The 10,059-nt window shown below is 61.4% G+C and carries 10 protein-coding genes and 1 tRNA gene; all 11 read right to left on the bottom strand.

From position 1 onward, the window contains the following. Positions 1-897 (bottom strand): DNA-directed RNA polymerase subunit beta' (locus VFI82_00715; GenBank protein HET7183175.1); only part of this gene is annotated, 897 nt, incomplete at its 3' end. Between the two features lie 202 nt (positions 898-1,099). Next, positions 1,100-5,578, bottom strand: coding sequence for a DNA-directed RNA polymerase subunit beta (rpoB, locus tag VFI82_00720; protein ID HET7183176.1), 4,479 nt, complete (start codon positions 5,576-5,578; stop codon positions 1,100-1,102). A 329-nt stretch (positions 5,579-5,907) separates the two neighbouring features. Then, on the bottom strand, positions 5,908-6,300 hold the full coding sequence (gene rplL / locus VFI82_00725) for a 50S ribosomal protein L7/L12 (protein ID HET7183177.1): 393 nt from the start codon (positions 6,298-6,300) through the stop codon (positions 5,908-5,910). Positions 6,301-6,533: 233 nt separating this feature from the next. Then, on the bottom strand, positions 6,534-7,088 hold the full coding sequence (gene rplJ / locus VFI82_00730) for a 50S ribosomal protein L10 (GenBank protein HET7183178.1): 555 nt from the start codon (positions 7,086-7,088) through the stop codon (positions 6,534-6,536). A 107-nt stretch (positions 7,089-7,195) separates the two neighbouring features. After that, positions 7,196-7,906 (bottom strand): 50S ribosomal protein L1, encoded by a 711-nt coding sequence (gene rplA, locus VFI82_00735; GenBank protein ID HET7183179.1) that lies wholly within the window; start codon positions 7,904-7,906, stop codon positions 7,196-7,198. 94 nt (positions 7,907-8,000) lie between these two features. Then, a complete protein-coding gene (rplK, locus tag VFI82_00740; protein HET7183180.1) occupies positions 8,001-8,432 on the bottom strand; it encodes a 50S ribosomal protein L11 in 432 nt (143 codons plus the stop codon). Between the two features lie 76 nt (positions 8,433-8,508). Continuing rightward, complete coding sequence (nusG, locus tag VFI82_00745; GenBank protein ID HET7183181.1) at positions 8,509-9,183, bottom strand: transcription termination/antitermination protein NusG; 675 nt, start codon at positions 9,181-9,183, stop codon at positions 8,509-8,511. A gap of 42 nt (positions 9,184-9,225) precedes the next feature. Continuing rightward, positions 9,226-9,489, bottom strand: a complete 264-nt coding sequence (gene secE, locus VFI82_00750) for a preprotein translocase subunit SecE (protein HET7183182.1) — start codon at positions 9,487-9,489, stop codon at positions 9,226-9,228. A gap of 54 nt (positions 9,490-9,543) precedes the next feature. After that, positions 9,544-9,619: transfer RNA gene (locus tag VFI82_00755), tRNA-Trp, on the bottom strand. 76 nt (positions 9,620-9,695) lie between these two features. Then, positions 9,696-9,848 (bottom strand): 50S ribosomal protein L33, encoded by a 153-nt coding sequence (rpmG, locus tag VFI82_00760; GenBank protein HET7183183.1) that lies wholly within the window; start codon positions 9,846-9,848, stop codon positions 9,696-9,698. 73 nt (positions 9,849-9,921) lie between these two features. Then, a partial coding sequence (gene tuf, locus VFI82_00765) for an elongation factor Tu (protein HET7183184.1) occupies positions 9,922-10,059 on the bottom strand: 138 nt, incomplete at its 5' end.

The following is a 10,059-nucleotide window of genomic DNA, read 5'->3' on the forward strand; positions in this document are numbered from 1 at the left end:
CATGCGCTTTTCGTTGCGCACGATGACCTCGGGCGCGTGCAGGTCCATCAGCTTCTTCAACCGGTTGTTGCGGTTGATGACGCGGCGATACAGATCGTTCAGGTCGCTGGTGGCGAAGCGCCCGCCATCCAGCGGCACCAGGGGACGCAGCTCGGGCGGAATTACCGGGATGACGTCCAGGATCATCCAGTGCGGCTTGTTGCCGCTCTTGCGGAAGGCCTCGACCACCTTCAGGCGCTTGGCGTATTTCAGGCGCTTCTGCATCGAGGTCTCGTTCTTCATCTTCTCGCGCAGGTCGGTGGACAGCTCCTCGACCTCCACCCGCTTCAGAAGTTCCTTGATCGCCTCCGCCCCCATCATTGCCTTGAAGCCGGTGGCGCGGAACTGCTGGTCGAGTTCGCGGAACTTGGTCTCTTCCTTGATGACCTCGTGTTCCTTGACCGGGGCGTCGCCGGGCTCCACCACCACGTAGGCCTCGAAATAGAGTACGGACTCGAGGTCCCGCAGGGAGATATCGAGCAGGTGACCGATGCGGCTGGGCAGGCCCTTGAAGAACCAGACGTGCGAACACGGCGAAGCCAGCTCGATGTGGCCGAGCCGCTCGCGGCGAACCTTCGACAGCGTGACTTCCACGCCGCACTTGTCGCAGATCACGCCGCGGTGCTTCATGCGCTTGTACTTGCCGCACAGGCATTCCCAATCGGTGACGGGCCCGAAAATTCGCGCGCAGAACAGCCCGTCACGCTCCGGTTTGAAGGTGCGGTAGTTGATCGTCTCCGGCTTGGTGACCTCGCCGTGCGACCAGCTCCGGATCTTCTCGGGCGAGGCCAGGCTGATGCGGATGGCGTCAAAATCAGCGATCGTGTTGCCGAGGTCGAATGGGCTCGAACGGTACAAAGTTGCCTCCGATTGCAGCGCCAACGCCGCTGCGGGCGGCTCCGAACAGGTAGTTAGTAGTTAGGAGCTGGTAGTCAGCTCCTGCCTACCTCAAAATGAGCGCCTCGCGTCCGGGAGCATCCCCGAAGCGCTTCCATTTCCAAGCCCTTTTTGGCCGATGCTGGCAGTCAGGCGCTAACTCCTGACTACCAACTACCAGCTGCTAATCCGCCGCTGCCGTCGCCGCCTGCGTCGGCTTGCGTTCGCCGACCTTGATCAGTTCCACGTCGAGGCAAAGCGACTGCAATTCGCGAATCAGCACGTTGAACGACTCGGGCACGCCCGGCTCGATGGCCGCCTCGCCCTTCACGATGGCCTCGTAAATCTTGGTCCGGCCATAGACATCGTCCGACTTCGCCGTCAGCAGTTCCTGCAGGATGTAGGCGGCGCCGTAGGCTTCCAGCGCCCACACTTCCATTTCTCCGAAACGTTGCCCGCCGAACTGCGCCTTGCCGCCCAGCGGCTGCTGCGTGATCAGCGAGTACGGGCCGATGGAACGCGCGTGGATCTTGTCATCCACCAGGTGCGACAGCTTAAGCATGTAGATATAACCGACCGTCACCGGCTGCTCGAACTTGTCGCCCGTCATGCCGTCGAACAGCGTGGTCTTGCCGGACTCGGGCAGTGACCCCTCGTTCAGCAGCCACTTGATCTCGGTCTCGCGCGCACCGTCGAACACCGGCGACGCGAAGTACACGCCGTGTCCCATGCCCTCGGCAACGTTCTCCAGGGTTTCATCGTCGAGATCGGCAACCTCATCCGCGAACGGCGTTTCCTTGAACAGTGCCTTCAACTCGCGGCGCATCGCCTCGGCTCGGCCATTGTTCGTCACCATCTCGTTGATCTTTCGCCCCAGCTCGTGCGACGCCCAGCCCAGGTGCGTTTCCAATATCTGGCCCACGTTCATGCGGGAAGGAACGCCGAGCGGGTTGAGCACAATCTCCACCGCCGTGCCGTCCTGCATGTAGGGCATGTCCTCTTCCGGCAGGATGCGGGCAATGACGCCCTTGTTCCCGTGCCGGCCGGCCATCTTGTCGCCCACGCTCAGCTTGCGCTCCATGGCGATGTAAACCTTCACCAGCTTGATCACGCCCGGCGGAAGCTCGTCGCCCTTCTGCAGCTTGTCAACTTTCTCGCGCACGATCTTGCGCAGCACGTCGATCTGGCGCGAGGTCATCTCCTCGATTTCGTCAATCTGCTCGTTGACCCGCGGATCCTTGTCGGGGAACTTGATGCGCTTCAGGTTGCGCGTCGAAATGCGCTCGATGGTGTCGCGATCCAGGTTTGCGCCCTTGACCAGCAGCCGCTTGTTGGTGCGCTCGTCGTGCAGGTCGGCCTGCACTTCCTTGCCGCCCAGGATCGCTTCCAGCCGCTTCAGCCGCTCGTCGGTCAGGATTCGGATTTCGTCAGCCAGGTTCTTTTCCAGCTTCGCGACCTGCGCCCCTTCGATTGCCTTCGCGCGTTCATCCTTCTCCTGCCCCTTGCGGGAGAAGATCTTCACATCCACAACCGTGCCTTCGATGCCCGGAGGGCAGGTCAGGGAAGCGTCGCGGACGTCGCCGGCCTTCTCGCCGAAGATGGCGCGGAGCAGTTTCTCTTCCGGGGTGAGCTGGGTCTCGCCCTTGGGCGTGACCTTGCCTACCAGGATGTCGCCCGCCTTCACGGTCGCGCCGATGCGGATGATGCCGCTCTCGTCCAGGTCGCGCAGCGCGCTTTCGCTGACATTCGGAATGTCGCGCGTCACTTCCTCGGGACCGAGCTTGGTGTCGCGCGCCTCGATCTCGAACTCTTCAATGTGCACCGACGTGTAGTAGTCCTCTTTGACCAGCTTCTCCGAGACCAGGATCGCGTCCTCGAAGTTGTAGCCGCGCCACGGCATGAAAGCCACCAGCACGTTGCGCCCCAGCGCCAGCTCGCCGAAATCCGTGCACGGCCCGTCGGCAATCACGTGGCCCTTGAGCACGCGCTGTCCCTTGCGCACAATCGGCTTCTGGTTGATGCAGGTGTTCTGGTTGGAGCGCTTGAACTTGGTGAGCTGGTAAATATCGCTGCCCACCTCGCGCGAAAGCTGCATGGGATGATGCTCGCCCTCGACGCGCACGATGATGCGCTCGGAATCCACCGAATCCACGATGCCGCTGCGGCGGGCCAGCACCACCGCGCCGGAGTCGCGCGCGGTTACGCCTTCCATGCCGGTGCCGACCAGCGGCGCCTCGGCCCGAAGCAGGGGCACCGACTGCCGCTGCATGTTCGCCCCCATCAGCGCTCGGTTGGCGTCGTCGTGCTCCAGGAACGGAACCAGCGAGGCGGCCACCGACACCAGCTGCTTCGGACTCACGTCGACGTAGTCCACTTCGTCGCGCGACACCAGCACGAAGTTGCCGGCCTTGCGCGCATTCACCAGTTCGGCGGTGATCCGTCCCTTGTCATCGAGCTCGATGTTGGCCTGCGCGATGGTGTGCCGGTCTTCTTCCCACGCCGACAGGTAGAACGAGTACGGCTCGTAATCGATCAACCGCTTGCGGCGCTCCTTCAGATCGGCATTGGCTTTCAGGGCCTCGGCCTTCTCGATGTGATCGCCGACGCGGTAGTCGCTGTCGCCGGCATTCACCACCGAAACAAAGTCCATCACCTTGCTCTGTTTCACCCGCCGGTACGGCGACTCGATGAAACCGTAGTCGTTGATCCGCGCATAGCAGCTCAGCGACGAGATCAATCCGATGTTCGGGCCTTCCGGCGTTTCAATCGGGCAAATGCGGCCGTAATGCGTTGGGTGCACGTCGCGGACTTCGAACCCGGCGCGCTCGCGCGACAATCCGCCCGGCCCCAGCGCCGACAGGCGGCGCTTGTGCGTGATTTCCGACAGCGGGTTGGTCTGGTCCATGAACTGCGATAGCTGTGAAGACCCGAAGAACTCGCGGATCGCCGCCATCACCGGCTTGGCGTTCACCAGGTCGTGCGGCATGGCCGTCGACATTTCCTGGTACACGCTCATCTTTTCCTTGATCGCGCGTTCCATGCGGACCAGCCCGATGCGGAACTGGTTTTCCAGCAGTTCGCCGACCGCGCGCACCCGGCGGTTGCCCAGGTGATCGATGTCGTCCACCGCGCCGATGTTCTTGCGCAGCTTCAGCAGGTAGCGGATGGTGGCGTAGAAATCGTCCGGCTCCAGGGTGCGGCTGTCGAGGCTGGTGGCGTCAGCCTTCTCGAACAGCTTGATGTTGAATTTCAGCCGGCCGACGCGCGAGAAATCGTACTTGCGCGGGTCGAAGAACATGCCATGGAACAAGGCCGTGGCCGTGTCCAGGGTCGGCGGATCGCCCGGACGCAGCTTGCGGTAGATCTCGATCAGCGCTTCCTGCGGCGTCTTCACCGAATCGCGCCGCAGCGTTTGGCTGATGACCATGCCCACGTCGTCGCGTTCCGGGAAGAAAACGTTGATCTCGGCCACCCCGGCGTCCATGAACTTGCTCACCAGGGCTGTGGTGATTTCGCTATTGGACTCCAGCAACACCTCGCCGGTGTTGGTGTCCACCACGTCGGAGGCGGTCCAGGCGCCCTCGAGGTCGGTGGCATCTATCTCGATCTCGGTCACGCGCGCTTTCTGGATTTCACGCAGCACCGCCGGGTTCACCTTGCGGCCGGCGTGCGCGATTTCCTCGCCCTTGCTGTTGGTAATGCGGTGCGAAAGCTTCATGCCGAGCAGGTTGGTGGGCTTCTCGATGCCGGGTTCCAGGGTCCAGCGTACTTTGTTGTCCTTCAGCGACACCCGGTCCACGGTGTAGAACGTGCGCAGAATGTCTTCGTCGGAACGCAGTCCGAGGGCGCGCAGGAAGATGGTGCCCAGGAATTTGCGCTTGCGGTCGATGCGCACGTACAGAATGTTCTTCTGGTCGTACTCGAATTCCACCCAGGAGCCGCGGTAGGGAATGATCTTGCCCAGGAAGTAGGTGCGATTGTTGGCGGTCTCGAAGAACACGCCCGGCGAGCGGTGCAACTGGCTCACAATCACGCGCTCGGTGCCGTTGATGATGAAGGTGCCGTTGGCGGTCATCAGCGGCACGTCGCCAAAGAAGACCTCCTGCTCCTTGATGTCGCGGATGGAGCGGTTGTTGGTCTCCGGGTCCTTCTCGTAGATGGTCAGGCGCATGGTGACCTTCAACGGCGCCGAGTAGGTCATGCCCCGCTCTTCGCACTCGCTGACGTCATACTTCAATTGCAGCCCGACCGGATCGCCGCACTTGTTGCAGAAGTCCGGCGTGTTGGCGTTGTACGTTCCGCAGCGCTGGCAGAGCACATCGCCGGGGTGGAACGGATCGGTGATGACCGTGAAGCCGCAGTTCTTGCACGTCGTGCGCAAGTGGTGCAGCCCTTTCAGGTGGCCGCACTTGCACTCCCAGTTGCCGATGGCAAAATCGACGAATTCCAGCTGCGAGACTTTGCGGAAGTCTTCAATAGGGAACACCGACTGGAACACGGCCTGCAACCCGGCATCGTCACGCTCGCTGGGCAACCGGTCCATCTGCAGGAAGCGGTCGTAGCTCCGCTTCTGCACCTCGATCAGGTTCGGAATCTGGATGGTCGTCGGAATCTTGGAAAAATCTAGGCGCTTACGGAAAGCGTTGTGCTTCTTAGTCGGCATTAGAACTCCTCAGCTCTACGAACGGCAGGCCCGGAATCCGCCGGCTTTCGTTTCGGCCACCCGCGGGTCGAACCGCAGACGAAAGACGGCAGCGCCCCCGGGGACAAGCTTCCCCGTGGGCGCCGTTTGCGGCGCTTCGCGCTATCTGAATTTGTTATTCTGCGCCAGTTACGTTGGCCTGTTCCTACGGTCTCTGGGAGACCGCCCGCCTGTTGTGTGCCACCTGTTTGACACGGCCGCGTACCCTTTTCGATGTCCGCCGGCCGTATCCCGATTCAGAAATGACGCGTGCGCACGGGTCCGGGACCCGCGCGCGCTTGGGGTTGAAATTACTTCACTTCGACCGTCGCGCCGGCGTCGGTGAACTTCTTCCTGATGTTCTCCGCTTCTTCCTTGCCGACCCCTTCCTTGATCGGTTTCGGCGCGCCGTCCACCAGGTCCTTGGCTTCCTTCAAGCCCAGGCTGGTGACTTCGCGCACCGCCTTAATTACGTTGATCTTGTTCGCGCCCACTTCTTTCAGGACGACGCTGAACTCGGTCTTTTCTTCCGCCGGAGCCGCCGCCGCGCCCGCTCCCGCGCCGCCGCCCGCCATCATCACCGGGGCTGCCGCCGCCGCCGAAACGCCGAGCCGCTCTTCCAGCTTCTTGACCAGCTGCGCTGCATCCAGCAGCGACAACCCTACGATTTGTTCTTCCAACTGCTGCAGATCCGCCATTTCAATTCTCCACTCTTTTTCAGTTGTATTTCGCAGACCTTCGGCCTGCGCTGCTGTTATCCGTCGGCCAGGTTTCCAGTGCGGCTCCGTCCGCCATCGCGCCAGACTACGCGACTACGATTTCCGTTCCGCAACCCCGGACCTACTGATAACCAAACCCATTTTGCGATTTACTGCCGATTGCCGATTGCCTCAAAGTCCGAGAAAACATTTGAAGCAAGCACTCAATCACTAAATTTCTACGCTCCGGCTGCGGCTTCTCCGCCACCGGCAAACTTGTTCTCCTTCACGCCCTGGTTGACCACCACCGCCAGGTTGCGGCCCACGGCATTCATCACCGTCACCAGCCGCTGCGCGGGAGCGTTGATCAGGAAGAGCAGCTTCGAGTAGATCTCTTCCTTCGACGGCATGGTCGCCAGCGCCTCGAACTCCTTCACCTGGATCACGCGCCCCTCGACCACGCCCACCTTGAACTTCAGCTCCGGATTGTCCTTGACGTACTTCTGCAGCGCCTTGGCCAGCGTGACCGGATCGCCCGCGGTGTAGGCGATTGAGGTGACACCCGTCAGGTCTTTCAGCACCGGCTCCAGCGCCGTGCCCTTCGCCGCCAGTTCCGCCAGCGTGTTCTTCACCACCTGGAACTTGGCGCCCGCGGTGCGCACTGTCTTGCGCAAGTCTTCGGTCTGCGCCGCCTTCAACCCGGAAAACGTCGCCAGGATCGCCGTCTTGGCCTGCTTCATGTCCTGGCTGAGCTCTTCCACCTGCTCGATCTTTTTCGCTTTGGTTACCGCCATGGTCCGAATCCCTTTCTCATCTCGTGTCATCCTCGGCCAGCGCGCCGGACTTCCGCCGCTTTACGCCTGCTGTGGCACGGGTTTGTGACCCGCGCCAGACGCGCCACCTATGCTTTCGCCGCCGCTTCCACCGCAGCCGTGTCGATGGCAATGCCCGGTCCCATCGTCGAGCTCAGGTAAACCCCCTTTAGGTACTTGCCCTTCGCCGCCGCCGGCTTGGCCTTGATCACGCTGGTGATGACGGTGGTCGCGTTATCGATCAGCTTGTCCGCGGTAAACGAAATCTTGCCCACCGGCACATGCACCAGCGCCGTCTTATCGGTGCGGAATTCGACCTTGCCGGCCTTTACTTCCTGCACCGCGCGCGCGACGTCCGTGGTCACGGTCCCGGTCTTCGGGTTCGGCATCAGGCCGCGCGGGCCCAGCACCTTGCCCAGCCGTCCGACCGAACGCATCATGTCCGGGGTCGAAATCACGGCGTCGTAATCAATCCAGTTTTCCTTTTGGATTTTCTCGACCATGTCTTCGCCCCCGACGAAATCGGCCCCGGCTGCTTCCGCCTCGCGCACTTTTTCGCCGCTGGCGATTACCAGCACCTTCTTGCTCTTGCCCAGCCCGTGCGGCAGCACCACCGTGCCGCGCACCATCTGGTCGGCGTGCTTGGGATCGACTCCCAGGCGCATGGTCAAATCCACCGTTTCATCGAACTTGGCGTACTTCACCTTCTGCAGCAGCGGCACTGCTTCGTCCAGCCGGTACGAACGCGGCTCCACCGCGGCGCGTGCTTTTTCAACGTTTTTTCCTGCTTTTCTTGCCATTGGTATTCCTCGTCTCCCACCGCTGCGCTTTGCTCCGCGTGCCGTGGTTGTTATCGACAGACTGCAAATTTCAAATTTCCAAAGTCAAATTCGTTTACGGCGTCACGTCAATTCCCATGCTCCGCGCCGTGCCCTTCACGCTGTTGACCGCCGATTGCAGCGACGCTGCGTTCAGGTCCGGCATCTTCTGCCGCGCGATTTCTTCCACCTGCTTCTCCGTCACCTTGCCGACCTTGTCCTTGTTCGGCGTGCCCGAGCCCTTGGCGATGCCGGCGGCGCGCTTCAGCAGCACCGATGCCGGCGGCGTCTTGGTAATAAAGGTGAAGGTGCGGTCGCTATAAACCGTGACCACCACCGGGATAATCAGACCTTCCAGTTCCTTGGCGCTGGTGCGCGCATTGAACTGCTTGCAGAATTCCATGATGTTGATCTGCGCCTGTCCCAGCGCCGGTCCCACCGGCGGCGCCGGCGTCGCCTTGCCCGCCGCAATCTGCAATTTCACCGAACCTGTCGCTTTTTTTGCCATTTTCTTAGCTCTCAACTCTCCGCCGTCAGCTCTCAGCCATTTCCACTGCGCTCGCCGACGTGAAACTTGAAACTTCTTACGCCACTTTCTCCACCTGCCCGAACTCCAACTCCACTGGCGTTGAGCGCCCGAAGATGGTGACCATCACCTTCAAGGTCTCGCGGTCTTCGTTGACTTCGTCCACGATTCCCGTGAACGTCGCAAACGGCCCCTCGCTGATGCGCACCGACTCGTTCTTCTCGAACTTCACCTTGAGCTTGGGTTTGTCCTTGCTCTCGGCGACGCGGAAGATGATCGTCTTCACTTCGTCTTCCGACATCGGTGTCGGTTGGTTGCCCGCGCCCAGGAAGCCGGTCACCCGCGGCGTTGACTTCACCACGTGCCACAGGTTCTGCCCCTCCGGCGTCGACAAATCCATCTCCAGTTCCACCAGCACGTAGCCCGGCAGGAAGGCGCGCTCGGTGGTGTACTTCTTGCCGCCGCGGATTTCCGTGACCGGCTCGGTGGGAATTACCACCTGCCCGATCTTGGCCTCCAGGCCATAGGCCGCCTTGCGCGATTCCAGCGACTCCCTGACCTTGCGCTCGAATCCTGAATAGGTGTGGATGATGTACCACCGCATGTTCGGGTTCGTGGGTGGCGGGACCGCGGCGGCCTCCGCGCCTTCCGTCGGCACGCCGTTGCTCTCCACAGGTCCCTGGGGAGGAATCTGTTCCCCGGCTGCTTCGTTCTTCTGCTCTTCTTCCATCATGAACTCATGTGGCACACGCGCGCCCTGGCGTGTGCGCTCCCCTTACCGGTGCGTAAAGTGGCGCATGACCGTGTCGATGATCCGCGCAATCGTGTTGTCCACCACCCAGAAGTAGAAGCCGAACAGGAACACCGTAATGATCACCACCACGGTCGTCGCCTGCACTTCCTTGCGGTTGGGCGTCGTGACCTTCTTCATCTCGGTACGGACGTCGCTGTAGAAGGCCTTGATGCGCTGCGGCCAGGCTTTCATTCTTTCGGTGAAGCTGCCTTCCGTCATCGCGGTCACTGCTGCCGACTTTGCCATTCGTTACTGCCTCGTCTTTTTTCCTGATTCCGGGTGCTGCGCGGTCCTGAAACCTGGCAGGGGCGGAGGGATTCGAACCCCCAAGTCCGGTTTTGGAGACCGGCAGTTTAACCGTTAAGCTTACGCCCCTGCATTCACTGCCGACTTGCGGAATCGCTAATTGCGGAATTCGAATTCGGCAATTCCGCAGTTCGGCAATTCCGCAATTACTTCGCTTCCTTATGCGGCGTGTGCTTGCGGCACTTCCGGCAAAACTTGCTCATCTCCAGCCGGTCCGGCGTTGTCTTCCGGTTCTTCGTCGTGGAGTAGTTCTTGTCTTTGCACTCCGTGCACTGCAGCTGAATGATCTCCCGTGGCATACATCCTCTCCATTGCCCATCGCCGAATCGGGTAACTGCGGAATTGAAATTCCGCAGTTCCGCAGTTCCGCACTTACTGAATGATCTCCGTCAGCGTTCCGGCGCCCACCGTGCGGCCGCCTTCGCGGATGGCGAAGCGCAGCCCCTTTTCCATGGCCACCGGCGTGATCAGCTCGATTTCCAGGTTCACGTTGTCGCCCGGCATTACCAT

It is taken from the genome of Terriglobales bacterium, assembly GCA_035691485.1.
Classification (GTDB): Bacteria; Acidobacteriota; Terriglobia; order Terriglobales; family Acidobacteriaceae; genus JAIQGF01.

Bases quoted from the DNA above. Each gene is read 5' to 3' on its own strand.
- rplA (HET7183179.1), bottom strand. From the start codon at position 7,906: ATGGCAAGAAAAGCAGGAAAAAACGTTGAAAAAGCACGCGCCGCGGTG.
- secE (HET7183182.1), bottom strand. From the start codon at position 9,489: ATGGCAAAGTCGGCAGCAGTGACCGCGATGACGGAAGGCAGCTTCACC.
- nusG (HET7183181.1), bottom strand. From the start codon at position 9,183: ATGATGGAAGAAGAGCAGAAGAACGAAGCAGCCGGGGAACAGATTCCT.
- rpoB (HET7183176.1), bottom strand. From the start codon at position 5,578: ATGCCGACTAAGAAGCACAACGCTTTCCGTAAGCGCCTAGATTTTTCC.
- rplK (HET7183180.1), bottom strand. From the start codon at position 8,432: ATGGCAAAAAAAGCGACAGGTTCGGTGAAATTGCAGATTGCGGCGGGC.
- rplJ (HET7183178.1), bottom strand. From the start codon at position 7,088: ATGGCGGTAACCAAAGCGAAAAAGATCGAGCAGGTGGAAGAGCTCAGC.
- rpmG (HET7183183.1), bottom strand. From the start codon at position 9,848: ATGCCACGGGAGATCATTCAGCTGCAGTGCACGGAGTGCAAAGACAAG.